This is a genomic window from Mesorhizobium neociceri, from assembly GCF_013520985.1.
In the GTDB taxonomy this organism is placed as follows: domain Bacteria; phylum Pseudomonadota; class Alphaproteobacteria; order Rhizobiales; family Rhizobiaceae; genus Mesorhizobium; species Mesorhizobium neociceri.
The window spans coordinates 163711-189030 of the sequence record NZ_JACDTY010000005.1; the positions used below are offsets into that span (position 1 = coordinate 163711).

The 25320-nt window shown below is 62.7% G+C and carries 25 protein-coding genes and 1 tRNA gene; 12 read left to right on the forward strand and 14 right to left on the reverse strand.

All coding sequences use genetic code 11. The annotated features are described in order from the left end of the window. Positions 1-138: 138 nt before the first annotated feature. From H0241_RS13145 to tkt, 10 genes are all read right to left on the reverse strand, one after another. Positions 139-1773: a Dyp-type peroxidase gene (locus H0241_RS13145; RefSeq protein WP_181057996.1), complete on the reverse strand. Its 1635-nt coding sequence runs from the start codon at positions 1771-1773 to the stop codon at positions 139-141. After that, entirely contained in the window at positions 1770-2801 is a 1032-nt protein-coding gene (locus H0241_RS13150; protein ID WP_181057999.1) for a hypothetical protein, read from the reverse strand. Before H0241_RS13150 ends, H0241_RS13145 begins: the two co-directional genes overlap by 4 nt. Next, a complete protein-coding gene (locus H0241_RS13155) occupies positions 2788-3462 on the reverse strand; it encodes a hypothetical protein (protein ID WP_181058002.1) in 675 nt (224 codons plus the stop codon). Before H0241_RS13155 ends, H0241_RS13150 begins: the two co-directional genes overlap by 14 nt. A 217-nt stretch (positions 3463-3679) precedes the next feature. Then, complete coding sequence (locus H0241_RS13160; protein WP_181058005.1) at positions 3680-4393, reverse strand: SGNH/GDSL hydrolase family protein; 714 nt, start codon at positions 4391-4393, stop codon at positions 3680-3682. Between the two features lie 189 nt (positions 4394-4582). Further along, entirely contained in the window at positions 4583-5323 is a 741-nt protein-coding gene (locus tag H0241_RS13165; RefSeq protein ID WP_181058007.1) for a DUF899 domain-containing protein, read from the reverse strand. 178 nt (positions 5324-5501) lie between these two features. Beyond that, positions 5502-6527 carry a class I fructose-bisphosphate aldolase gene (locus tag H0241_RS13170; protein WP_181058008.1) on the reverse strand — a complete coding sequence of 342 codons (1026 nt, stop codon included), beginning with the start codon at positions 6525-6527 and terminating at the stop codon, positions 5502-5504. A 121-nt stretch (positions 6528-6648) separates the two neighbouring features. Further along, positions 6649-7851: a phosphoglycerate kinase gene (locus H0241_RS13175; RefSeq protein ID WP_181058010.1), complete on the reverse strand. Its 1203-nt coding sequence runs from the start codon at positions 7849-7851 to the stop codon at positions 6649-6651. A 159-nt stretch (positions 7852-8010) separates the two neighbouring features. After that, entirely contained in the window at positions 8011-9900 is a 1890-nt protein-coding gene (locus H0241_RS13180; protein ID WP_181058012.1) for a potassium/proton antiporter, read from the reverse strand. 207 nt (positions 9901-10107) lie between these two features. Next, entirely contained in the window at positions 10108-11118 is a 1011-nt protein-coding gene (gene gap, locus H0241_RS13185; protein ID WP_181058014.1) for a type I glyceraldehyde-3-phosphate dehydrogenase, read from the reverse strand. A gap of 157 nt (positions 11119-11275) precedes the next feature. Then, entirely contained in the window at positions 11276-13267 is a 1992-nt protein-coding gene (gene tkt, locus H0241_RS13190; RefSeq protein ID WP_181058016.1) for a transketolase, read from the reverse strand. A gap of 261 nt (positions 13268-13528) precedes the next feature. Between tkt and H0241_RS13195 the strand changes: the two genes are divergently transcribed. From H0241_RS13195 to H0241_RS13210, 4 genes are all read left to right on the forward strand, one after another. Next, positions 13529-13801, forward strand: coding sequence for a DUF4164 domain-containing protein (locus tag H0241_RS13195; protein WP_023670128.1), 273 nt, complete (start codon positions 13529-13531; stop codon positions 13799-13801). A gap of 12 nt (positions 13802-13813) precedes the next feature. Then, positions 13814-14179, forward strand: a complete 366-nt coding sequence (locus H0241_RS13200) for a cell division protein ZapA (protein ID WP_023670127.1) — start codon at positions 13814-13816, stop codon at positions 14177-14179. A 198-nt stretch (positions 14180-14377) separates the two neighbouring features. Then, positions 14378-15037, forward strand: coding sequence for a peroxiredoxin (locus tag H0241_RS13205; protein WP_112559528.1), 660 nt, complete (start codon positions 14378-14380; stop codon positions 15035-15037). 146 nt (positions 15038-15183) lie between these two features. After that, positions 15184-16056: an MBL fold metallo-hydrolase gene (locus tag H0241_RS13210; RefSeq protein WP_181058018.1), complete on the forward strand. Its 873-nt coding sequence runs from the start codon at positions 15184-15186 to the stop codon at positions 16054-16056. Between the two features lie 301 nt (positions 16057-16357). On the opposite strand, the gene rpoH is transcribed toward H0241_RS13210, so the two are convergent. Together rpoH and H0241_RS13220 are read right to left on the reverse strand one after the other, a co-directional pair. Next, positions 16358-17269 (reverse strand): RNA polymerase sigma factor RpoH, encoded by a 912-nt coding sequence (gene rpoH, locus H0241_RS13215; protein ID WP_181058020.1) that lies wholly within the window; start codon positions 17267-17269, stop codon positions 16358-16360. 188 nt (positions 17270-17457) lie between these two features. After that, complete coding sequence (locus tag H0241_RS13220) at positions 17458-18498, reverse strand: RluA family pseudouridine synthase (protein WP_181058022.1); 1041 nt, start codon at positions 18496-18498, stop codon at positions 17458-17460. Positions 18499-18524: 26 nt separating this feature from the next. Here H0241_RS13220 and H0241_RS13225 point away from each other — a divergent pair, with 26 nt between their 5' ends. From H0241_RS13225 to H0241_RS13255, 7 genes are all read left to right on the forward strand, one after another. After that, positions 18525-18905 (forward strand): fimbrial protein, encoded by a 381-nt coding sequence (locus H0241_RS13225; RefSeq protein ID WP_181058024.1) that lies wholly within the window; start codon positions 18525-18527, stop codon positions 18903-18905. 15 nt (positions 18906-18920) lie between these two features. Continuing rightward, entirely contained in the window at positions 18921-19334 is a 414-nt protein-coding gene (locus tag H0241_RS13230; RefSeq protein ID WP_181058026.1) for a VOC family protein, read from the forward strand. 85 nt (positions 19335-19419) lie between these two features. Continuing rightward, positions 19420-19494 (forward strand) — tRNA-Glu (locus H0241_RS13235). A gap of 163 nt (positions 19495-19657) precedes the next feature. Further along, positions 19658-20479: a hypothetical protein gene (locus H0241_RS13240; RefSeq protein ID WP_181058028.1), complete on the forward strand. Its 822-nt coding sequence runs from the start codon at positions 19658-19660 to the stop codon at positions 20477-20479. An 810-nt stretch (positions 20480-21289) separates the two neighbouring features. Further along, on the forward strand, positions 21290-21871 hold the full coding sequence (locus tag H0241_RS13245) for a VOC family protein (protein ID WP_181058030.1): 582 nt from the start codon (positions 21290-21292) through the stop codon (positions 21869-21871). A gap of 25 nt (positions 21872-21896) precedes the next feature. Beyond that, complete coding sequence (locus tag H0241_RS13250; protein ID WP_181058032.1) at positions 21897-22760, forward strand: glutathione S-transferase family protein; 864 nt, start codon at positions 21897-21899, stop codon at positions 22758-22760. Between the two features lie 232 nt (positions 22761-22992). After that, a complete protein-coding gene (locus H0241_RS13255) occupies positions 22993-23361 on the forward strand; it encodes a hypothetical protein (protein ID WP_181058034.1) in 369 nt (122 codons plus the stop codon). 110 nt (positions 23362-23471) lie between these two features. Here H0241_RS13255 and H0241_RS13260 read toward each other — a convergent pair whose 3' ends face one another. Next, complete coding sequence (locus tag H0241_RS13260; protein WP_142869957.1) at positions 23472-23687, reverse strand: hypothetical protein; 216 nt, start codon at positions 23685-23687, stop codon at positions 23472-23474. Between the two features lie 291 nt (positions 23688-23978). On the opposite strand from H0241_RS13260, the gene H0241_RS13265 reads away from it, so the two are divergent. Continuing rightward, positions 23979-24887, forward strand: a complete 909-nt coding sequence (locus H0241_RS13265; RefSeq protein ID WP_235984261.1) for a DUF2865 domain-containing protein — start codon at positions 23979-23981, stop codon at positions 24885-24887. Between the two features lie 17 nt (positions 24888-24904). On the opposite strand, the gene H0241_RS13270 is transcribed toward H0241_RS13265, so the two are convergent. After that, positions 24905-25261 (reverse strand): hypothetical protein, encoded by a 357-nt coding sequence (locus H0241_RS13270; protein WP_210284891.1) that lies wholly within the window; start codon positions 25259-25261, stop codon positions 24905-24907. Positions 25262-25320 lie beyond the last annotated feature (59 nt).

The window sequence follows — 25320 nt, forward strand, 5'->3', positions numbered from 1 at the left end:
TTTCACCGTTTCACGGAAACGGCGAACCGCTCTATCTCTTTGTTTTTCGTAATTTCCGGACGGAAAACCGCTCACACTTTTCCTGAAATTGCTTTAGCACGGCGCCTGTCGCGCCTTTGCCGGAGCAGGCAGGCTGTGTCAGGTCGGATCGACCGTTCCCATGGCGATCATGCGAATTGCGGTGAGGCTGGGGACGAAGAAGTAGTCGCCACCGCGCGTCGTCACGAATTCAGGCAGGTTCGCCGCGATGAAGGGTGTGGCGTTGGCCGGCCCGGCCGGAATGACGTGCTTGCTGGATTCGGCCCGATTGCCGGTCAGCGGGCAGGTGTCGTTGCCGGCATCGAAATCCAGGCCGTAGCTCATCCATTGCTGCTGGATGAATTCGAACTGCCGGAAAATGCTCGAACAGATCGCCATCATGATGACGCCCCGTTCGCCGTCTGGATCGGCATAGGGCAGCCCGCGCCGCAGGATGCGGCGGCGGTTGGTGAGCGTGCTTGCCCCATGCGTGTCGCTCAGCAGCGGGTCGAGCATGTCGCGCGGATTGGCGCGGCGAATATGGGCGCCGAACGGACATTTGGCGCCATCGGGATCATCGCCGTAGCGGAAGCCGGTGCGCAGCCGGGCAAAGGCGGCGAGCCGCTCCTGGTGCTTGACGTCGTCGCGCGGTTTGCACAGCGCGGGGTCGATGCAATCCGCCCATTCGTCCATCAAGCGCTGGTGATCGGCCCAGCTCGGCGCGGCCAGCAGCGGAATGCCGGACCGCCAGCGGCCGACCAGCTTGGCCGAAACGATCTCATAGGCCTCAACGTCGTCGCTAATGCCGGTAACCTGCTTCCAGAGGGCCGCCTGCCGCCGCATCTCGGCCTCGAACCCCGGCACGTCCTGGCGCAGCTTGCGCCAGACCATGAAGGTGCCGTTGCGGGCAAAGCCGGACGGCTCGGTGGCGACCGGAAACTCCTGGCCCTCGTCGACCTGACCGAGGATGAACTCGCCGGTCTCAAGCGCTTTCCAGCTGGTCTTGGGATCGTAGGGGCCTTCGGCGATCTTGCCGGCGCCGATGACGGCGCGCGCCTCTGCGTCGGCCTGGAACTGGCCGCGAAAGACCGGATCACTGATGCCGTCGGTGAAGCCGAACGGCTCCTTCGGCTGCGGGACCATCGTGCCGTCAGGACCGGGTTCCATCAGCGCCGCGGAATCCTGCCAAAGGCCTTGTCCGTCAGCTCCGTGCCCTGCGAGGAGAGCCACGCCGCCGTTGGACTTTGCCGCAAGCTCCTGCAGCCATGTCGTCCACAGGGCAAGCTCAGGCAGCGGCGTGCCGTCGGGGTTGGCGCCGACATTGAGCGACACCCAGACATGAACCGGGCGCACGCTGCCGTCGAGATGCGCGTGCCACACGGGGTCCCAATGCCTTGGCGCGCTGCCTTCGACGTCGCCGAGGATGTCGGCGCGGCAGCCCATGCCGTCGATGAACTCGTCGGGCAAAAGGCGCAGCGTGCGGGTCGGCAGATCAAGCGCGCGCAGGCCAAGATAGGTGAAACCGATGTTGAGCGTGATCGGCGGCTTGCGCAGCAGTATGGGTCCGGTGCCGCCAGCCTCCGACTTTCCCCATGGCTCGGCGGTGGTGATGCGCGGCCGGATGCCTTGCACGAACAGACGGCCAGCAGCAGCGTCCGCGATGGTGAAAAACAGATGCCGGCTGTGCGGAAAGCCAAAACGGCCATAGGGGCGATGGATGTTGCCCTGAAGGTCGGGAAGGTCGAGTTCAATCATCGCGCCCACTCCGCCGCCGGCGCCTGGATTTCACCGGCCTGCTGTGTAGGTTCCGCCGGATCATCCGGCTTTACGGCGCTGACAAAGGCACCGAAGCGGGCGTGAAGTGCCGTGTCGTCAAGGCCCTGCGCCTCGATGGCGAAACGGGTGAAATGCTGCTGCACGAACAGCGATTTCAGCACCGAGGGCAGGTCGGCGCCGGGTGCGGTCGGAAAGGGCGTCATGCCCTGGTGCAAGACCTTGCGATACAAGCTCCAGGCCATAAGCAACGTCAGGATGACCAGCAACGAAACCACGGCGACGCCCCATGTAGCTGCCGTCGCGACCCATTGCGCAAAAGCATTGTGAACGCCGAAGACAGCGAAGACGCCGTGCAGAAGCAGGACCGCAAGCCAGATTATGATCGCACCGCCGGTGGCGATGCCAACCGGCTTGAGCGTGCCGATCTCCAGCTTCTTGACTTTGACGTCGAGCCCGTCTGGCCAGTAGTCGTTGAACGGCATCGTCGTCTCGATCTGGCAGCGCTTGATATAGGCGTGAAACCCGTCCGCGGAATCGATGCCGTCGAAGCCGACGCAATGGCCGAAGATAATCACCAGATCGCGTTTCATCGTCGCCCACAGTGCATCGGTGTAGGCGCGCAGTGCATCGCCTTCGGCCTGTGCGTCGATATCGGCCGCGAACAGCAGAAAAGGTGTACCCAGCTGATCGACGGGCTGCGGTGCCAGCGGATTGATGGTGCGCACGGCGCTGACCAGCGCATCGCTCGACATGCGCCCGTTGAAGGCCGGTCCATGGATGATGACGAACCGGGCGAGGTGGTTCAAAGTATTAAGCGAGAAGGGCGAGGGCCGTGCATTCGGCGGCGATTCCGCCGTCTGTTTGCCGGTGGCCAGCAACGCCAGCTTCTGCGCCAGCAGTTGCCGGTGCGAGCGGGAACGGCCGATCTCGTCGGGATCGATCATGATGTCGACCCGGATCGGGGCGAGGACCGTCAGGAAATAGTGGCCGCCGTCAAGGTTTGGCATCGGCCGCCCCACGCTTCTTTTCGAGCATGTCGATGAATTCGTTCCGCGCCTTGTCGGCCTTGCGCGTCGCCACCGAGGCGATCGGGGCAAAGCCCGGCGATGCCAGCGAGTTGGCCACCTTCACAAGCGCCCCCCTGTAGGCCAGTGCGAAGGTCTTCGGGTCGCTGCTGCCATGGATTCTGGCGAGCTTCAGCACCTCGTTTCGGACACGCAGCGCCGCCTTGATGTCGCGCTGCGCTGCACCCGGCGTGGCGTTGTAATAGTAGTTGGTATGGATCTGGTTGGCGCCGATATAGTCCTTGAAACTCGAGATCGGGATCGAGTGGGGATATTTGGTGCTGGCATACCAGAACATGTCCAGGCCGCTCGGAATGCCGTCGGCGAAGGCGTCGATATACTGGTCCCAGGTGCCGTTGAAATTGGACAGGAACAGCATGTAGTCGTTCTGGATGGCCTGCTTGCCCTGGCCGAGATCAGGCCATTGGTCGCGCCGGATGATCACCCAACGCGCGAAATGAATGAGCTTTAGGCCAAGCAAGCCCGAGAGCTGCGCGGGCCCGGCGCGCGCCACCATGAAAATCAGGGTCTGGATCCATGTCCGCCAAGGCCGCATCGGCGTCAGCACGTTCATTGCATATGCTTTGCCGGCAATGTTCGACATGCCACCCCACACCCTTGCCCAATGGCAGAATGACCCAGCAGCCCTGAATCCGCAAGGTGGCATTGCAGAAGTAACGCCGGTATGGCGCATTCATGTTGTTTTGACTTGAAATATTCTTCCCCCAGTCCATTGGAGGGATGCCGAAATCAACAGTATTTCGAAAACAATCGACCCAGTTCTCCGAAACCCGGTTAGCCTGAGCCGGTGCCCACTCTGGTCAATCGGCGAGAACCTGCCCGACCAGATGTTCAGCCCAGGCCCGGTATCCGGCTTCCGAGGCATGAAAGCCGTCGGAGGCAAAACCCTCTTGAGGGTTGGTGATCGGCAGCCGCGGCGCCGGTACGGCGCCGCGCTCGAAACACAAGCGCTCGCCCATACGGTTCATGGCGGTGGCGCGGATCTCGAGAATCTTGCCGAGCAGCGGCGGCATGGCCGGCGCGCGGGTGAATTCCAGCACCGGCGACCAGACGACACGCGCCTCCGGCCATTTGGCGCGCAGGGCGTAGAGCAGGCCGCCGAACTCCTTCTTGAAGCGTGGCACCGAGTGGAAATTCTTGGTGTCGTTGGTGCCGATGGCCAGAACAATGTGCGTCCACGGATCGGCCGATAGATTGGGCAGCACATGGTCGCGGATCTGGCCCGACGTTGCCGAGTTGAAGCCGGCGGCGCGCCAACGCACGGCGTCGCCGGTGCGTTGCGCGATCATGACGGCAAGCTGTGCGGCAAGCCCGTCCTCGGAATTGCCGATGCCGACCGAAGCAGCGGAGGAATCGCCCAGCACCAGCAGCGAGATCGCCGGCGCCTTGCCGGATATCTCGTGCATCACCGGCCCTTGCGCCGGCAGCATGCGGGTGGTGCGGCGGCGCACGCCAAGTCCCTGCCAGACATAGACAGGGTAGGCGAGCCAGGTGAGAAGGGCCGGGAAGCGCATGACGGTACCGTTTAGAGATCAGCGGCAGCCTTAGCGCATGTTCGAGCTGAGGTGAACGCGCTTCTAGAGCATTTCACCGTTTCAAGGGAAACGGCGAACCGCTCTAGCTCCTTGGTTTTTCGCAATTGCCAAGGGAAAACGCTACGCGTTTTTCCCGGGAAAACCGTTCCCACTTTTCCTGGAATTGCTCTAGTCGCAGCAGCTCGGCTTGTCCGCCTGCCTGTCTTGATATTCGTCATGCAGCCGCACCCAGTCCATCAGGCTTTGATAAGCGCCGTTTTCACCGCGGCCCTTCGGCGTCATGTCGAGATAATCATAAGTGCCGATCTGCGCCTCGCCGCCGCGGGCGCGCGACGTGAAGGTGAGGAAGATGTCGCCGTTCTCGTCCTTGTAGAAAACACTGGTGCCGGGAAGGTCCTTCGATGTGCGTGGACGGGTCTCGAAATTGTAGGTGGTGTCGCCGGCGGCGATCTGCTTGTCGGTGAACGAGACCTGCATGTCGAAATTGAAATCCGAGGCGTAAGACCACACCCAGTCGAATTTCCAGCCCATACGCTGCTTGTAGGGCAACAGCTCCGCCAGTGGCGCGCGCGCAACCACGACCAGCGACACATCGTGGTGCCTGAGATGCTGATTGGCGCCGTCTATATGGTCGGCAAGGAACGAACAGCCTTCGCAGCGATGATCCAACCCTGGCGTCATCATGAAGTGGTAGACGATGAGCTGGCTGCGGTTGGCGAACAGCTCCGCCAGGTTCTTCGGACCTTGCTCTGTTTCGAAGACGTAATCCTTCCTGATCTTCAGCCATGGCAGTTCACGCCGCTCGGCCGCGACGCGCTCGCGGAACCGCGTCAGTTCCTTCTCGCGCGCCAGATGCGCCTTGTGCGCCTGGAACCAGTCTTCGCGCGAAACCACCTTGTTGCGATGCATGAACTTCTCCCTGTCTGCACCCCCAAGGACGTTCGGGATGGGCAGGAACCGACATCGCTGCAGGTTTCGGCCGAAAGGGAAATAAGGATGCTGACGTCCGATCCCAAGACCGGGCTCGCCACAAACAAAAAACCCGGGCGCATCGGCCCGGGTTTGTATGACAACGGGAGGACTGCGCTCAGGCAGCCTGTTCGAGGCTCTGCTTCCATTTCCCCAGCGCCGCCAGGTGGTTCATGTGGGCGCGATGGGTGAAGGCGGCCTGGCCGGCGGCGACGTTCGATGCCTTGCCGCTCCATGCCTTCTGCGGGGCGGCCTGCAAAGCGCGGCCGTAGGAGAAGGTCAGCTTCCAAGGATGCGGGCCGATGGCGTTGATCGCGTTAAGGTTGGCGGTCGCCTCCTCGTCCGATTGTCCACCCGAGAGGAAAGCGATGCCGGGCACCGCAACCGGCACCACTTCCCGGAACAGCTTGATCGTCTTCTCGGCGATCTCCTCGGGGCTGTTCGTCTTGCCGGATTTCTTGCCGGCAATGACCATGTTCGGCTTCAGGATGGTGCCTTCGAGCACGACGCGCGCCGCATGAAGCTCGTCATAGAGCTTGATCAGCGTCGCCTTCGAGACCGCGTAGCAGGTGTCGATGTCGTGGGCGCCGTCCATCAGCACTTCCGGTTCGACGATCGGCACGATGCCCGCTTCCTGGCACAGCGCGGCATAGCGGGCGAGCGCATGGGTGTTTGAGGCGATCGAATTGGCCGAAGGCACGCCCTTAACGGTGTCGATATCGATCACAGCGCGCCATTTGGCGAAACGGGCGCCGAGCTTGTAGTAGTCGGCAAGGCGTTCGCGCAGGCCGTCGAGGCCTTCGGTGATGGTATCGCCTGGGAAGCCGGCCAGCGGCTTGGCGCCGGCGTCGACCTTGATGCCGGGGATGGCGCCCGATGCCTTGATGATATCGACCAGCGGCGTGCCGTCGGCGGCCTTCTGGCGGATGGTCTCGTCATAGAGGATGACGCCAGAAATGTATTTGGTCATCGCGTCCTTGGCGCGAAACATCATCTCGCGGTAGTCGCGGCGGCTGTCGGCGGTCGATTCGACGCCGATGACGTCGAAGCGTTTCTTGATGGTGCCGGAGCTTTCATCGGCGGCCAGCAGGCCCTTGCCGCCGCCCACGATCGCGGCGGCAATATCTTCGAGACGTTCGCTCATTGTTGCTTCTCCTGAAGGGGTCTGTTCCGCGCTTAACGGAAGTCTACCGCCAAAGGAATGGCATCGGAAAGCTCGAATCGATTGAAAGTTCCCGGCGCGTCGTTTGGCGCCGCCGTTCCGCTCAGGCCTGCTTCTTCAGCACGTCGACGCCGGGCAGGGGCTTGCCTTCCATCCACTCCAGGAAGGCGCCGCCGGCGGTCGAGACATAGGTGAAGTCGTCGGCGACGCCGGCATGGTTGAGTGCGGCCACCGTATCGCCGCCGCCGGCAACCGAGACCAGCTTGCCGGCGTTGGTGCGGGCTGCCGCGTGCCTGGCCGCTGCCACTGTCGCATGATCGAAAGGCTCAATCTCGAAGGCGCCGAGCGGGCCGTTCCAGACCAATGTCGCGGCGCGGTCGATCCATTCTCCGATCGCCTTCACGGTCCTTTCGCCGACATCGAGAATCATGCCGTCGGCCGGCACATCAGAGATGGCGACGGTCTCGCAGGCCGCGCCCGCCTTGAATTCCTTGGCCACGACGCCGTCGACCGGCAGGATGATGGCGCAGCCGGCTTCGGCCGCCTCGATCATGATCTGCTTGGCGGTCGGGGCAAGGTCGTGCTCGCACAGCGACTTGCCGACAGCGGTGCCGCGCGCGGCGAGGAAGGTGTTGGCCATGCCGCCGCCGATCACCAGCGCGTCGACCTTCTTCACCAGGTTCATCAACAGGTCGATCTTGGTCGACACCTTGGCGCCGCCGACAATGGCGACGACCGGACGGACCGGATTGCCGAGGCCCTTCTCGAGAGCTTCAAGCTCTGCCTGCATGGTGCGGCCGGCATAGGCAGGCAACAGCCGCGCCAGGCCTTCGGTCGAGGAATGCGCGCGGTGCGCGGCGGAAAAGGCGTCGTTGACGAAGATGTCGCCATTGGCGGCAAGCCTTTCGGTGAAGGCCGGATCGTTCTTCTCCTCGGTCTTGTAGAAACGTGTGTTTTCCAGCAGCAGCACGTCGCCCTTGTTCATGGCCGCAACGGCGCTTCCCGCGGTGTCGCCGACGCAGTCGCTGGCAAAGCCGACGGAGCGGCCGAGCACTTCGGCCGTAGCTTTCGCGATAGGCTCCAGCGAGAATTCGGCCGAGGGACCGTCCTTCGGTCGGCCGAAATGGGCGAGCAGGATGACCTTGGCGCCCTTGCCGGACAGTTCGGCGATGGTCGGCGCGATGCGTTCGATGCGGGTGGCGTCGGTGACCTTGCCGTCAGCGACGGGCACGTTGAGGTCGACACGCACCAGCACGCGCTTGCCGCTGATATTGCCGATATCGTCGAGTGTCTTGAAGGCGGCCATGCTGGTTCCTTTCGGTGAAAAATCGCCGGGACCATACCTCGCATCAATGACGATGCAAGGCTTGAGCCGCAGTGCGCGTTAAATTTTGAAGTCAGGGCGAAGGTAGCGGTGATGCTGGGGGACGAACCTGCTTTGGTTGGTGGCGCAGACGGATCGTACTCAGCTCTCGGTCGTTGCTTTTTCCGCGGCAGGATCCGAGGACGGCTTCTCCTCGGCTGGAGCCTCCGCGACCTGCGCCTCCGTCGGCTTGCGCCAGTTGCGGATGAAGGCGGAGACCCGGTCTCCCATCTCGCCGGCGCTTAAGAAAACCGGCACACGCGCCACCGGCGCGGTCGGTTCGAAGGACAGGCCGAGCCCTGTGATCTTGCCCTTGTCGTCGACATCGCGAACGATCAGTTCGATCGGGCCGATCAGCACCCGGTCGGCATATTCGGCATGGCCGCCGAGCCGCGCCGTCACCAGAGCGCCAACGGTCTGTTTCTGCTCTGCCTCGGTCAGGCCCGGCGTGTAGGCAGCTTCCAGTTCGGCGGCCGAGCGCGCCGGATCGACGGCGAAGGCGCCGAAGAAATCGGCATCCTCGGGGTCGACCACCGCACGGCTGGCGAACAGCTTGTCGAGCAGGCGCGGATAGCGGTCGGGCACGAAGATGTAGACCTGGTCGCCGGCGGCGAGCCGGCCCATATCCTGGAAGCGCATCGAGCGGCCGTCGCGCAGCACCAGCGAGGGCCTGGCCCAGCGCGGGATGCGTTCGCCGCGCGCCACCGGGCTGCCGGGCGCGACGCGGTAGGCCAGAAGCTCGTGATGGGCCGAGCCCGGCAGTTCGAGCTCGACCTTGTCGAGAGGTCCGAGTCTGGCCGGCACAATCAGGCCGAGCCGGCGCGCCAGTGGCCCGACCGTCCAGCCCTGCACCACCAGCGACACCAGGACGATGATGAAGGCGGTGTTGAAGATGACGCGGCCGTTCTCCAGTCCGCCGAGCAGCGGGGTGATGGCAAGCAGGATGGAGACGGCGCCGCGCAGGCCGACCCAGGACACGAAAGCGACTTCGGGGCGCGGCAGGCGGAACGGGATCAGGCAGAGCCAGACGGCGACCGGGCGCGCGACGAACATCAGGAACAGGCCAAGCAGCACCGCCGGTATGAGGATCGCCGGGAATTGCGAGGGTGTCGCGAACAGGCCGAGGATCAGGAACATGATGATCTGCGCCAGCCACGACATGCCGTCCTGGAAGCGTTTCAGGATGGTGACGGCGCGGATGTCGGAATTGCCGGCAATCAGCCCGGCGAGATAGACCGCGAGAAAACCCGAGCCGCCAATGGCGCCGGCGGCGGCGAACACCATCAGCGACAAGGTCAGCACGAAGATCGGCAGCAAGCCGTGGTCGAGATTGAGCCGGTCGACGAGGCGCACGATGCCGAGGCCACCAAGCACGCCGACAATGGCGCCGAGGCCCATATTGAGCAGGAAGCCGAGGATCAGGTCGGTGACCAGCACATGGGTCTCGGGATTGGCGTGGGCGGCGATGACCTCGACCAGCGTGATGGTCAGGAAGATGGCGATCGGGTCGTTGGTGCCGGATTCAACCTCAAGCGTCGCACGCACGCGCTCGCGCAGATTGATCTCGCCGGCGCGCAGCAGGAAGAACACCGCGGCCGCGTCGGTCGAGGCGACGGCGGCACCGAGCAGGAAGGATTCCAGCCAGCTGAGGTTGAGCAGATAATAGGCGGCGGCGCCGAACAGGCCGGTGGTCAAAAGCACGCCGAAGGTCGCCAGCGATAGCGCCGGCCCGGCCGCCTGGCGCAGCGCGTTGAGCGGCGTGCCGAAACCGGAATCGAACAGGATGACGGCCAGCGCCAGTGAGCCGGCAAAATAAGCCAAGCGCGCATTGTCGAATTCGATGCCGAGACCGTCGGTGCCGGTGGCAAGGCCGATGCAGAGGAAGAGCAGCAGCAGGGGAGCGCCGAAGCGGAAGGCGATCAGGCTCGAAAACGCGGCGGCGACGACGAGCGCTGTGCCGACCAGCGTGACGAGATAGATCGCATGCTCCATCCGTGATTTGCCCCTCGAATTCCTCTACCTCTCCGATTTACGGGAGAGTGGGGCGAAGGCATGGCCAGTGCAAGGCGGGAGGGTGGCTTTTTGCCCTATGCCGCTGATTTTCCGGCATTTGGCGGCTCAGCGCGCCTTGCCGAGCACTCTGACGAAAAACGCCCGGACAAAGCCGGGCGTTTGAAGCTGCGAGACGAAGGCCTGCGATCAGGCGATGGTCTTGCCGAAGGCGACCGAGGTATCGGCCATGCGGTTGGAGAAGCCCCACTCATTGTCGTACCAGGACAGTACCGAAACGAAGTTGCCGTCCATGACCTTGGTCTGGTCGAGCGCCATGATCGAGGAGCGCGGATCGTGGTTGAAGTCGATCGAGACATTCGGGTGATGAGTAACGCCGAGAATGCCCTTGAGCTTGCCGTTGGAGGCGGCGATCACCGCTTCGTTGATCTCCTGCACGGTGGTGGCGCGCTTGGCGATGAACTTGAAGTCGACGACCGAGACATTCGGGGTCGGCACGCGGATCGAGATGCCGTCGAGCTTGCCCTTGAGGTCGGGCAGCACGAGGCCGATCGCCTTGGCGGCGCCGGTCGAGGTCGGGATCTGCGAGAGTGCTGCGGCGCGGCCGCGGTAGAGATCCTTGTGCATGGTGTCCAGCGTCGGCTGGTCGCCGGTGTAGGAGTGGATCGTCGTCATCATGCCTTTTTCGATGCCGACGGCATCGTGCAGCACGGCAGCCAACGGCGCCAGGCAGTTGGTGGTGCAGGACGCGTTCGAGATGACGATGTGGTCCTTCGTCAGCTTGTCGTGGTTGATGCCGTAGACAACGGTGAGGTCAGCACCTTCGGCCGGCGCCGAAACGACGACGCGCTTGGCGCCAGCGGTCAAATGCGCGGCGGCCTTGTCGCGGGCAGTGAAGATGCCGGTGCATTCGAGCGCGATGTCGACGCCGAGCTCCTTCCACGGCAGCTGTGCTGGGTCCTTGATCGCGGTGACCTTGAAGGTCTCCTTGCCGACGGTGATCTGGTCGCCGGACACCGACACTTCATGCGGGAAGCGGCCATGCACGCTGTCATAGCGCAGCAGGTGGGCGTTGGTTTCGACCGGGCCGAGATCGTTGACGGCGACGACGTCGATATCCTTGCGGCCGGATTCATGGATGGCGCGCAGGATGTTGCGGCCGATGCGGCCAAATCCGTTGATGGCAACTCTGACGGTCATTTTACTCTCCCTGGGAGCTCGAAAGGCGGCAGATGGGTCCGCAGCTTCATAGCGGCGGAAGCGGAAAGAATCCAGCCGCAGCGACGTGGATTTAAATCGATTAGGTTGGGCCAGTCCCGCGAAGCCGCCGCAGCGGTTCGCGGGAATGACACCGAGCTTACTTGCTGTGCAGGCGGGCTTCCGCCGCCTTGGCCGCCGCTTCGGCGGTAATGCCGAAATGCGGGTAGAGCTGTTCGATGGTGCCGGAAGCGCCGAAGCCGTGCATGCCGATGAAGATGCCGTCGGAGCCGATCAGGTGATCCCAGCCCTGGCGGATGCCGGCTTCGATCGCCATCTTGATCGGCGCGTTGCCGATCGTCTTCGTGCGGTAGGCGTCGCTCTGCTGGTCGAACAGCTCGAAGCAAGGCACCGACACAACGCGGGTCGGGTGGCCGTGCTTTTCAAGCAGGTCGCGGGCACCGAGCGCGACCTCGATCTCGGAGCCGGTGGCGAAGATCGTCACCGCCGCCTCGCCGCTGGCCGCGGCGAGCTCATAGGCGCCCTGGCTGCTCAGGTTCTTGGCCGAGAATTCGGTCCGCACGGTCGGCAGGTTCTGGCGGGTCAGCGCCAGGGTCGACGGCGTCTTTTCCGTCTCAATGGCGATCTGCCAGCATTCGGCGGTTTCCACTGCGTCGGCTGGACGGAAGACATTGTGGTTCGGGATGGCGCGGAGCGCCGCCAGATGCTCGACCGGCTGGTGGGTCGGGCCGTCTTCGCCCAGACCAATGGAATCATGGGTCATGACGAAGATCGAGCGGATGCCCATCAGCGAGGCCAGCCGCATCGAGGGGCGGGCATAGTCGGAGAAGCACATGAAGGTGCCGCCATAGGCGATAAGGCCGCCATGCAGCGTCAGCCCGTTGAGCGCGGCGGCCATGCCATGCTCGCGAATGCCGTAGTGGACATAGCGCTGGCCGTAATCGTCCGGCGTGATGTTCTTGGTCTGGCTGGTCTTGGTGTTGTTGGAGCCGGTAAGGTCGGCCGAGCCGCCGATGGTCTCGGGCACCGCGCCGTTGATGACTTCCAGCGCCATTTCCGAGGATTTGCGGGTGGCGACCTTCGGCTTGTCGGCCGACAGCTTCTTCTTGTAATCGGCAATGACGGCGTCGAAGTTGGACGGCAGCTTGCCGGCGAGGCGACGCTCGAACTCGGCCTTCAGCTCGGGCTTGGCCTTGGCGAGGCGGCCTTCCCAGTCGGTGCGCGCCTTGACACTGCCCTTGCCGGCGGTGCGCCAGGCGTCGAGGATGTCGGCCGGAATTTCGAACGGCGGCGAGTCCCAGTTGAAGAACTTGCGCGCGCCGGCGATCTCGTCGGCGCCGAGCGGCGAGCCATGCGCCTTGTTGGTGCCGGCCTTGGTCGGCGCGCCGAAGCCGATGGTGGTCTTGCAGGCGATCATCGTCGGCTTGTCGGAATGGCGGGCGGCTTCGATGGCATAGGCGATCGCTTCCGGATCGGTGCCGTCAATGTGGCTGGCATTCCAGCCGGAGGCCTGGAAGCGGGCGACCTGGTCGGTGTTGTCGGCGAGCGAGACCGGGCCGTCGATGGAGATGTTGTTGTTGTCCCAGAAGACGATCAGCTTGTTCAGCTTGAGGTGGCCGGCAAGCGCGATAGCTTCCTGCGACACGCCTTCCATCAGGCAGCCGTCGCCGGCCAGCACATAGGTGTAGTGGTTGACGAGGTCGTTGCCGAAAGCGGCGTTCATGATGCGCTCGCCAAGCGCGAAGCCGACCGAATTGGCGAGACCCTGGCCGAGCGGGCCGGTCGTCGTCTCGATGCCGGTGGCGTGGCCGTATTCGGGATGGCCGGCGGTCTTGGAGCCCAGCTGGCGGAAATGCTTGATCTGGTCGATCGTCATGTCCTCATAGCCGGTCAAATGCAGCAGCGAATAGAGCAGCATCGAACCATGGCCGGCCGACAGGATGAAGCGGTCGCGGTCGGGCCAATGGGGGTTCTTCGGATCGTATTTCAGGAACTTCGTGAACAGCACGGTGGCGATGTCGGCGCAGCCCATGGGCAGGCCGGGGTGGCCGGACTGGGCCTTTTCGACAGCGTCCATGGCGAGAAAACGGATCGCATTGGCCATCCGGTCATGTTGTTCACGCGACGTCATGGTACCTCCGGGGTGGGGATTTGCGGGCTTGGCAGAGCCCTGGAAAGGGTGCGCGACACATAGCAGGCGCGGGCTTTTAGTCAACAAATCGGCTGCACATTTGCCGGTCTTGTGATGCCGGCAGGAGGCCTACATTAGCGTTAGCAGGGGACAGTCGCGAGAGCTTTGTTGACGTTGCCTTCACCCGGTGCCTAATGTTTCCTTGTTAACGCGTTCTGAACGCGAGCGATTCGGTGATGGGCAGGGCACAGGACGAAGGCCATGACCGGGGAAACGACACTCAAGGAAGTCATCCACAGGCTGGGCAAGGCTATCGAGGGGCTGGAAAACGCCGTCGCGGCCAAGCTTGAGCACGAGCGCGACTATTCCGAAGCCGAGGCTGAAGTGCAGCGCATGAACGCCGACCGTTCGCGGCTGGCGCAGGAACTCGACAATTCCGAAGCTCGCGCCGAACGGCTGGAAGATGCCAACAAGGAAGTGTCGCGCCGCTTGGTGACCGCCATGGAAACCATCCGCGCGGTGCTGGACAGATAGGAGCTGCAGGCCATGGCACAGGTCACGGTTTCCATCGACGGCAAGCAGTACCGCATGGCTTGCGACGAAGGCCAGGAAGAGCATCTGATCGACCTGGCCGAACGCTTCGACCGCTATGTCTCGCATCTGAAGGATTCGTTCGGCGAGATTGGCGACCAGCGGTTGACGGTGATGGCCGGCATCATGGTGATGGACGAGCTCTCGGAGCTGCAGAAGCGCGTCAAGGGCATGGAGACCGAAGTGCAGACGCTGCGCAAGACGCGCGACGAAGCGTTGACCAAGGCCGACAAGAACGACACCGTGTTGACCAGCGCGCTCGGCGCGCTCGCCCAGCGCATGGAAGACCTGGCTACGTCGCTTGCGGTCAACAAGGCCTGAGCGCAACCTTTTCCCGCAGAAACGAACGATTGTCGGGCCGAATGTTGAGTAGGTAGAACGAAAGTGCTCGTTCCGTCGCCGACAAGAGTTTCCTATTGTCTCGCGGCCGCGATTTATGCGCTAAGATGCGGCAATGCCGGAGCGTGGGCGCCGCCTTGGTGCCGCTCCTAACGAAATCTGTTGCAGGGGAGATGTGCCATGAGCCTTCGTATCAACGACATCGCGCCGGACTTCACCGCCGAAACGACGCAAGGAACGATCAATTTCCATGACTGGATCGGCGACGGCTGGGCGATCCTTTTCAGTCACCCGAAGAATTTTACCCCGGTCTGCACGACCGAGCTTGGCACGATGGCCGGGCTCGAGGGCGAGTTCAAAAAGCGCAACGTCAAGGTCATCGGCATTTCCGTCGATCCGGTTGCGAGCCACGACAAGTGGCAGGCCGACATCAAGACGGCGACCGGCCAGACGGTGAACTACCCGCTGATCGGCGACAAGGACCTCAAGGTGGCCAAGCTCTACGACATGCTGCCGGCGGGCGCCGGCGAGACGTCGGAAGGCCGCACGCCGGCCGACAACGCCACGGTGCGCTCGGTCTATGTCATCGGGCCGGACAAGAAGATCAAGCTGGTGCTGACCTATCCGATGACCACCGGCCGCAACTTCGACGAGATCCTGCGCGCCGTCGATTCCATGCAGCTGACCGCCAAACACCAGGTGGCGACGCCGGCCAACTGGAAGCAGGGCGAGGACGTGATCATCACCGCTGCTGTCTCCAACGAGGATGCGATCAAGCGCTTCGGCGCTTTTGACACGATCCTGCCCTATCTCCGGAAGACCAAACAGCCGTCCGCCTAGGTTTTCTCGACCCGGGTCGTTTTCGATTTTTGTCCTGTTTCTGGCAAGGCGTGCTTGACGAGTGCGCCTTGTCAGATGACCATGCTCCTGGTTCGCTCCGGCAGAGAAAATCATTCCTGCCGGAGCGAGGGGCAGGGGACCGGAAAATGGATGCAGCTTTGGCCAAGCCGCTGGTCAGCGGCTTCTACGACAAGCCGACCGGCGCCATACAGTATGTCGTCGCCGATCCGGCGACGAGGCGCTGCGCCATCATCGACCCGATCCTGGATTTCGACGAAAGGTCCGGCGCAACGGCGACAAAGAGCGCCGATGCCTTGCTGGATTTCATTCGGGAGAACGGACTGGAGCTCGAGTGGATCCTCGATACCCATCCGCATGCCGATCACTTCTCGGCAGCGCACCACCTCAAGGAGAAGACTGGCGCGCCGACCGCGATCGGCGACAGGGTCATCGAGGTCCAGGCGCTGTGGAAGGCGATCTACAACTGGCCGGAGTTTCCGGCCGACGGCTCGCAGTGGGACCGCCTGTTTGGCGAAGGTAATAGCTTTCGGATCGGCAGCCTTCCGGTCAAGGTGCTGTTTTCGCCCGGCCACACGCTGGCTTCGATCACCTATGTCGTCGGTGACGCGGCCTTCATCCACGATACGCTGTTCATACCCGACAGCGGCACGGCAAGGGCAGACTTTCCCGGTGGCAGCGCGGCGCGGCTGTGGCGCTCGATCCAGGGCATCCTGGCATTACCGGACGACACGCGCCTATTCGTTGGCCACGACTACCAGGAGGGTGGCCGCGAGCCGCGTTGGGAGAGCACCGTCGCTGAGCAAACGGAGAAGAATGTCCACCTGGTTGCGGCACACACCGAAGCCGAGTTCGTCGCCTTGCGCGAAGCGCGCGACAAGACATTGCCGATGCCGCGCCTGATCCTGCATGCGCTGCAGGTCAACATGAACGGCGGACGGCTGCCGGAGCCGGAAGCCAATGGAAGGCGGTATTTGAAGTTCCCGCTGGATGGGTTTTGAGGGGCTGTTGGCGAAGCTGCCAATCTCCCCCCTTGCGGGGGAGATGCCCGGCAGGGCAGAGGGGGGTGCTGTCCCTCCGCCCTGTCAGCCAGATGTAGCTGCGCCCTCAATTTCCGATTGGGGTGGCTAAAACCGAAGTTGGCGATCCTTCACACCCCCCTCTGTCCTGCCGGACATCTCCCCCGCAAGGGGGGAGATTGGATGTCACGAATGCTTTCGCCAGCCATCAGCATAGCGCTAGACACAAAAAGGGCGGCGCCAGTTTCCTGGCGCCGCCTTCTATTCATAACCGAACCTGGCCTTAAGCCGCGGGCTGCGCCTCGATCGTGCGCAGGGCCTGCATCTGGCGCTTGGCGGCGGCCTTGACCGCGTCCTGCACCTTCTCGAAGGCGCGCACCTCGATCTGGCGCACGCGCTCGCGGCTGATGTCGAACTCGGCCGACAGCTCTTCCAGGGTCAGCGGCTCTTCGGCGAGGCGACGTGCCTCGAAGATGCGCCGTTCACGATCGTTGAGCACGGCAAGAGCGCCCGACAGCATGCCGCGCCGATTTTCCAGCTCGTCCTGCTCGATCAGCATCTCTTCCTGGCTTTCGTGGTCGTCGACCAGCCAGTCCTGCCATTCGCCGGACTCACCTTCGCTGGCGCGGATCGGCGCGTTGAGCGAAGCGTCGCCCGACAGGCGGCGGTTCATCGACACGACTTCGGCTTCGGAGACATTCAGCCTGGTGGCGATCTCGGCGATCTGATCGGGCTTGAGGTCGCCATCGTCGAGCGCCTGGATCTTGCCCTTCACCTTGCGCAGGTTGAAGAACAGGCGCTTCTGATTGGCGGTCGTGCCCATCTTGACCAGGCTCCACGAGCGCAGGATGTATTCCTGGATCGAGGCCTTGATCCACCACATGGCGTATGTCGCGAGGCGGAAGCCGCGCTCGGGTTCGAATTTCTTGACGGCCTGCATCAGGCCGACATTGCCTTCCGAGATCACTTCGCCGATCGGCAGGCCGTAGCCGCGATAGCCCATGGCGATCTTGGCGACGAGCCGGAGGTGGCTGGTGACGAGCTTGTGCGCGGCGGAAGTGTCTTCATGCTCGGCGTAACGCTTGGCGAGCATGTACTCTTCCTGCGGCTGAAGCATGGGAAAGCGGCGGATTTCTTCCAGGTAGCGGCTGAGGCCGCCTTCGCCGGAAACGATACTGGGTAATGACTGGGCCATGATAGCGCCCCCTCTCTATTGGAGTGATGCCCCCGAAACGCGGCGGGCATGTGACGCGAGCACCAAAAGGCTCGCCCGCGACAGCTGATTTATACAGGAACAAAACCAGAAAAGACAGGCATTTGTTCAACACGAAACAGTGTGTCACGCCAAAGTGAACAATGCCGCTCAGGTTTTAGCTGGCCGGTTCATAGCTTGCGAAAGCCGCCGACGAGTTCCTCCATGTCCCCCGGTATCGGCGCCTCGAACCTCATCGATAAATGGGCAGTCGGGTGTCGAAATGCAAGGAGCCAGGCATGCAAAGCCTGGCGGGAAAATGCCTTGACCTGGCTTTTCAGCGGTTCGGGCAGCCGATTGGCCTTGGTGCGGAAGGCCTGGCCATAGTCGGGGTCACCGACGACAGGATGGCCGATATGGGCCATGTGAACGCGGATCTGGTGGGTGCGGCCGGTTTCCAGCCGGCATTCGACCAGACTGGCGGTGGCGAACGCCTGCTGGTCCGCGCCGAAACGCTCCTTGACGGAGAAATGGGTGACGGCGTGGCGGGCGTCGTCGCGGCCTTCCGGCACCACGGCGCGGCGCACCCGGTCGGCGGCGCGGCCGAGCGGCGCGTCGACCGTTCCCGTCGGCCGCGACGGGATGCCCCAGACCAGCGCCAGGTACGCGCGTTCGAGGTCGCCGGTGCGGCCATGGTCGGCGAAGGCCTCCGACAGCGCCTTGTGAGCGCGGTCGGTCTTGGCCACCACCATGACGCCGCTGGTTTCCTTGTCGAGGCGATGGACGATGCCCGGCCGCCTGACGCCGCCAATGCCCGAAAGACTGTCGCCGCAGTGATGGATCAGCGCATTGACCAGCGTGCCGGTCCAGTTGCCGGCGCCGGGATGGACGACGAGGCCGGCCGGTTTGTTGATGACGATCAACTCGTCGTCCTCGTAGAGCACGTCGAGCGTGATGTTCTCGCCTTGCGGCTCGGCCGGCTCCGGTTCGGGCATTAGAACCGCTACACGCTCGCCCGCGACCATCTTGCGCTTGGTCTCGTCGATCGGCTTGCCATCGATCGAAACGGCACCTTGCCGGATCAGCATCTGCACCCGGCTGCGCGACATATCGGGGCCAAGGGCGGCCGCCAGCCACTGATCGAGGCGCTGGCCGGCCGCTTCCGCGCCGGCTTCGAGCACGGTTGGCGGCGCCTCTATGAATTGTCTGGTCTCTTCGTTATGAGCGCTCATCGAAAAAAGTTCCGGAAAGTTCTGCCATGGCCCGGCCCGTTGCCGATGAAGAAGAAAAGCCGCTCGATCCCGAGATCGAAAAGGTGCGCGGCAGGCTCATCCGCTTCATGGCCATCAATCTCGGCCTGCTTTTGCTGGCCCTTATGGTGGTGATCGCGGCCATTGTCTACAAATCGCGCAAAGCGCCGCCCACGAACCCGCCTGCGGCCGGCGACATCCAGGTGCCGGGTGGCGAGCCGCTGGCAGAGGACATTGTGCTGCCGGTCGGGGCCAAGGTGATCAGCCAGTCGCTGTCGGGAAACCGTATCTCGATCGACGCCGAGCTTGCCGACGGCAGCCGCACCATCTTCGTCTACGACATGGCCGAGCGCCGCATGATCGGCCGCTTTGCCATCCGCAACAAATAACTGGGCCGCAACAAAATGACCGGGTTTGCCGAAAGCCGCCGCATTGCCACCGTCACGCTCGTCGTTGCCGACTATGACGAGGCGATAGCCTGGTATGTCGGCAAGCTTGGCTTTGCGCTCTGCGACGACATCGGTCTCGGTGACGGCAAGCGCTGGGTGACGGTGACGCCGACGGCCGGGCAGGGCCCACGGCTGCTGCTAGCTGAGGCGTCGGACGATTTGCAAAAAAGCCGCATCGGCGACCAGACTGGCGGCCGGGTGGTTCTGTTCCTCGAAACCGATGATTTTGCCAGGGACCATGCGACGATGCTCGAAAACGGCGTCGACTTCCACGAAACACCACGCCATGAGCCTTACGGCACGGTGGCGGTTTTCGCCGATCTGTACGGCAATCTGTGGGACCTGATCGAGCCGAAACGCCAGGCCTGAACGGGACAAATCAGCCGTTCGTCCGAACCGCTCAAAGCCCGGTTGCTTTTTCCCAGCCGTCAGCCTATATCGCCGGTTCTTGAACGCGCCCATCGTCTAGCGGTCAGGACACCGCCCTCTCACGGCGGGAACAGGGGTTCGATTCCCCTTGGGCGTACCAGACTTTTCAAGCACTTAGCGACATTCTCCCTCCTTCGGTCGAATATCCGTCGAATAAACGCCTGCGAATTTGGGTGAACGGCACCTGATTGATTTCGACTAAGTTCCTGCGACTATCAGCAAGTCCGTGCGACATGACGCGGCAGACAGGGGGAGGTTTTCAGATGAGCAAGCGCCCACCTATCGGAATGAACTCAACAAAACTGTCGCCCGTAGCGGCTGATCTGCAAGCTCGCCGCGCGCCGCGAATATCGGGATCGGTTCCTCCCGATTATCAGGGTCCGATTTTTTACCGGACCCGCGTCAACCATGCCGAATATGCATACAAGCAACTTTATGCGCATCTGAAGTTCGCCAATCGCGATCTAGCGCGACGCATGGCTCATGCTTACCCTCATGAGGTCGCGCTCCGCGTCGATCCGCGCCTGTTCGGTCCCGATCGCGAGCTTCTCCCGATCTTTCGCCAGCCCGTGCAAGCCTCGCTTTCAGCTTCTGCTCCGAAGAAATCGCCCGAATGGTCGTTCGGTCACAATCAACTCGTTAACGAGCGTGTCCGCGAGGCGATCGAGACTCTTCAGCCCAGCAAGCACCTTTTCATTCCGATCGACGTTTCCGGGCCGGAAGGACGCGACCGGCGTTACGTCTTTTTCGTGCAGCGCGATCATACCCAGACAGTGCTGGCAATGGAGGCGAACGGCATCGAATACACAACGGCCGAGTCCGGAAGCCCACTCTTTCCCACACCGCTTTGGACTTTGTCGATGGATCATTTTGGCTACCTTTCCGCTCCATTAGTCGAAGGGGTGACGGTTGATTTTGATGGGCGCATCGGGACGATCATATCGAAAGCCTTGATCGACGAACTGGGCGATGTTTTCCCGAAGGGCCTCTATCTCATACCTATGGGCATCGCTGACGAGGCGCGGACAGTGAAACCCTGGGTGCCCTCAGCCGAGGTCCTTGCCAGACTTTCCAAATCGGCGTGATGTCCGCTTTCCAAAGCGGTATTCCCTTTCGGGTACCAAGCGTCAGATTTTCCACTAGAGGCATGGTCGACGAAGGGCAAATACCCAAAGCGCTCAAGATGGCGGATCGGTCCTTGGTCATCTTGGCGGATGAAATGGACGCCACCCGCGTGAATAAGAAGAAGCGGAGCGCGCGCGGATCGCGTTTGACCGCGAGGGGCGGCGGCGTCAGCGAAAGCCGGCTAGTCCGTGCACACGGATACACCCAATTTAAGTCAGGCCGCGACGCTTGAAAGCGTAGCAATCTCTGTTACTTGCGGTGCGGGGGCAGCATCTGCGGCAACGCGGATTTGGGTCGGGTAATGCAGGTAATGAGCTCGGTGACAATGACATGCCCGCACTGCCACGGCAGCGGGAAGATTTTCGATTGCTCCAGATGGCATGCGTCAAAAGGGTATTGCTGCCCGCAAGGAACGCATCGAACAGGCTGCCCGGGGCAGACCATGGCATGCGCCGAATGCGCGGGCGTGGGCACGTTGACGGAGGCCGAGTTCAGAGCTGTCGCTTAGCGAATATCCTGCAACCTTAAAGCCTTTTTCATTATCGAGCGCCCGCAGGCTCTGCGAGCTTCTGGCGCGTCGCTGCCAATTGCACTAGCATCATTGTGCGAAGCCTTGCCAAGGGTTCGTTACGGCGCGCAGAACGCCGGGGAACAGATAGGGAAAGCCGCCAGGCATGCACATCCGCCGCGCGCATGGCGTGCGGCGATGGTATGATTTGGCAGGATCCAAGCTCGCCCCGGAAGGCGATGGGTCGGCGAGGAGAAGACCGATGCAGAAACTGCAATCGCAGGGCGTCCATCACATCACGCTCGTTGGCGCCGGCCGCCAGACCTCGATCGATTTCTGGGAAGGCGTGCTCGGCATGCCATTCATCTTCGAGCAGCCCAATTTGGACAAGGCGAGCGAAAGCCATCTCTATTTCGATCCCGGCGACGGAAGGCTGATCACCATCTTTACCGATGAGAGCCGCACGCCGGTCAAGCGGCGCACGCCGACCGATATGGGCTGTGTGCATCACATCGCCTTTTCGGTGTCGCGCGTTACTTTCCTGCAGGCAGTCGCCCGGCTCGACGAGCGTGGCATCAAGCACAGCGGCGTCAAGGATCGCGGCTTCATGGATTCGATCTATTTCGAGGATCCTCTCGGCCTGTTGATCGAGCTCGCGTCTTACCGCTTCGAGCCGCCGGCGGGCTTCACCCATGCCGATGTGCTGATGCAGGCGCACAAGCTGCGCGTCGCGCGCGGCGACTACAACATTGCCGAAGTGCACCTTGCCGACGCGATCCAGGCGTTGGTGGAGAGTTCCCGCGCGACCTTGTCGGACGACCGGGCACCGAAGAATCCATACTGACGGCCACAAAAGGGGAGGAACCACAATGGCAAAGACAGTGAAGAGCGCGAAGAAGCCGGCGGCAAAAGCCGCCGCCAAGCCTGCGGCAAAGGCATCCGCAAAGACCTCACCAAAGGCAGCCGCAAAGCCGGCCGCGAAAGCAGCGGCGAAGCCGGCAGCGCCAACGGCAAAGGCCAAGTCTGCGAAGAAGCCGGCACTGAAGATCAGCATGCTGAAGCCGAGCGTCAACAACATGACCGTTCGGGTGTTTGCGCGTGCGGCCGGCTTCGACGCCGCCGAGACCGATGCCTGGGGCCACACGCGTTCGCCCGAATACATGGCGCGCAACCCGGCGCATCTGACGCCGATGATCGAGGACAAGGGTCTCCCCAGAGGCGTACTCTGGGAAAGCTGCGCCATCATGCAGTATCTCGCCAACAAGCACGGACTGGAGAAATTCTATCCCAAGGCGCCGGCCAAGCGGGCGATGGTCGACAGCGCCATGTTCTATCTGATCGGAACGCTCTACCCCTACGTGGCGCGCGCCACCTATCCGGCGCTCGGCTTCCCGCAATATGCCGGCGAGGTCGGCCACAGCGATGCCCACCCCGACAGGAAATCGGAGGCGCAGAAGGCGGCCATGGCGGCCATTGCCGAGCCGCTGGAAGTATTTCACTCCTTCTTCCGGGACGGCAAGCCGTTCATCGGCGGCAAGCACCCGTCGATCGCCGACATCCGACTGGCATCGACACTCGAGTTCCTGGCCGTCATCGACTACGCGCTGCCCAAATGGGCGAAGGAGTATATGGCGGCGATGGAAAAGAAACTCGGCAAAGCCTATGCCGAGCCGGCCGGCGATGTCAGAGGCTACATCGCCTATGTGAAATCACAGGCCAGCGCGCAAAGCTAAGGATTCGTTAACCAAAGCCCTGTCTATTGAGGGCAATCCACCCCGCGACCACGGATGTACTGGCGCCGAAGTGGAAGGAAAGGTCGGCGCAATGCCGGCCTTTTTGCTTTTCGCCGATGCGCTATGAGGCGCGTCCCCGCGCTCTGCCATAAAGTCCGACATCAGGCATATTGCCATTGCCGGCGTCGACCCTACCATCATGCTTGGCGGCCGAGGTACGAGGAGCTTTGCGATGAAAGGCGTGGCGAGATTGTTTGCGGTTGTTGGTGTTGTGTTGGTCGGAGGCTACCCGTCCAATGCCGCGGTGCTCGACACCATGACGGAGGTCGGCGATGCGATCCAGACGTGCTGGACGCCTCCGTCCGATGCTGGAAATGCCAGCGTCACCTTGAGTTTCAGCTTCAAGCGGGACGGCACGCTGATCGGTCCGCCGCGACCGACGGCGATCAAGGTCGATGGCGACGCCAATGCCAAGAAAGCGTTTGTCGACGCCGCGACCACTGCCTTGCAGAAATGTCTGCCGCTAAGCTTTTCGCCGAAGCTTGCACAAGGCGTAGCTGGCAACGTCTTCACCATGCAGTTCGCCTCGCCCAAGCAATAAGCGAGCGGTAGAGCGTTTCACCGTTTCACAGAAACGGTGACCCGCTCTCTCGTTGTTTTGACGCAATTCCGGACGAAAAACCGCTCACACTTTTCCTGGAATTGCTCTGATCAGTTGTGCCGGCGCCTTATGTCGACATGCCGCTGCAGATCGGGTGTCTCGAAGACGTAGTCGGCCCAGGCGGATTCGGGAATCTGCCCCGCGAGATAGCATTCCAACAGGAGGCTCTGCTCGGGATCGAGCGCCCTTGGCGCCCGTTCATGGTCCAGCCCCAGCGAGTGGAACAGGTTCCTGGTCAGGCCAGAGACAGTGAAGTGAATAGACATCTTCGGTCTCCTTTGTCCGACACAACGCGAAACAGCGGAGAAAAGTTTCAACCGCAAGGGCCGATAACGCGCGATTGATCGGGCTGCGGCCGGCCATCGTCGATGCCTGGCTTCGTCTCAATCTTGAAACAAAAGTGTAATAGCGAGTTTACAGGGGTTGGCATAATACACTTGGCATAAATACTTGGCCTTTGCTGGCTTCCTCTTAATTAGACTTGGCTCATGTATTAAGGCTCAATCGGCTGGAGCGGCAATCGGCTCCACAGGGTATAAGGACCAGGGGCGCCGATGATGCGTTTGTGGCTAGTCGTGATCTTCGCGCTGGTGTCGATGACGGCAAGTGCCGTGGGGATTTCGGCTTCCCTTGCCGATCCATGTGCCGCGCTCAGGGGCCAGATGGCCTCGTCCGGCCGCGGCGGCGGGATCAGCCCCGAACTTGCGCAGCTGCGCCGCCAGCTCGCGGCGATCCAGGGCCTGGAGAGGCAACGCCGCTGCACGGCGCAAAGTGCGACGGGCGGCTTCTTCAACGCTTGCGCCGATCTGGCCAAAAGCCGCGCGCAGGTGCAACGCCAGATCGCCGGCGCCGCGTTTTCGGGCCGGGACACGTCCGGGCTGCAGGGCAGGCTCATCGCGCTCGGCTGCGCGCCCGCCGCCGGGCAACAGAAACAGCGTCCGGCGGGCACCATGATTGGCAGCAATTCGATGCTGTTTTGCGTTCGCCTGTCCGACGGCTATTTCTTCCCGGCACCGAAGTCGCAGTTCGTGCAAGGCGACGATGTCAAGGAGATGGTCGATCAGTGCCGCTACATTTGCGACGATACCGGCGTCGACCTGTACACGCTCGGCGACCCGAGCCTTGAAACCGAAGAGATGGTCGCGCTCGGTACGCGCAAACCCTACAAGGATCTGCCAGCGGCCTTCCGATATCGCGACGATACGACCTTCAGGGCGTGCGACCTCAAGCGATACTATCGGCGCGTTGCCGAACTCAGGGCGCGTACGGTCACGCCAGCCAATATGAGCAACGCCATCATTCCCCTGCCGTCCGCAAAGCCGGATCTCGGTACCGTTGCGCAAATCCCCCAGACCGACGCCGATGCCCTGGAGGCCAGGGGCGCTGCCCAGCAGCAGTCGGTCGAGTCGTTGGCCGGCGAGCGGCCAGTCAGGATGGTCGGGCCGGCTTTCTTCCCGTCGGAGTAACCTGCGCCTAGTGCCAGCTATTCGCAGACCATCTTGTAGCGTTTACCGGGTTCGCTGACATTCTTGCAGGTGAGCGGATTGGCTGGTTCGGAAGCCATGCTGGGCGGGCTGGACCTGACGTGCCTTCTTGGCGCAGCAATCTTTGTCGTGTGCCTGCGTGCCGCCGGCCGGTACGGCTCCTGCGGCGGCGGCGTCGGAAACACACCGGCTGCCGCCTGCATCTGGCTGGCCTCGGTCTGCGACGGATCGCGATCCCAGACCCGCCTGATATCCAGCGGCCGCGGGATCACAACCGTGCCGTCATAGCTGCGCGCGCAGCCGCTGCTCGCAAGCAGCGCCAGGCACAGGAAACAAGGCACGATCCAACCAGTCATCAGCAACACCCCCTGCCGACTTATAGCCCGGCCGGGGTTCCGCCGACAACCGGCGGAAT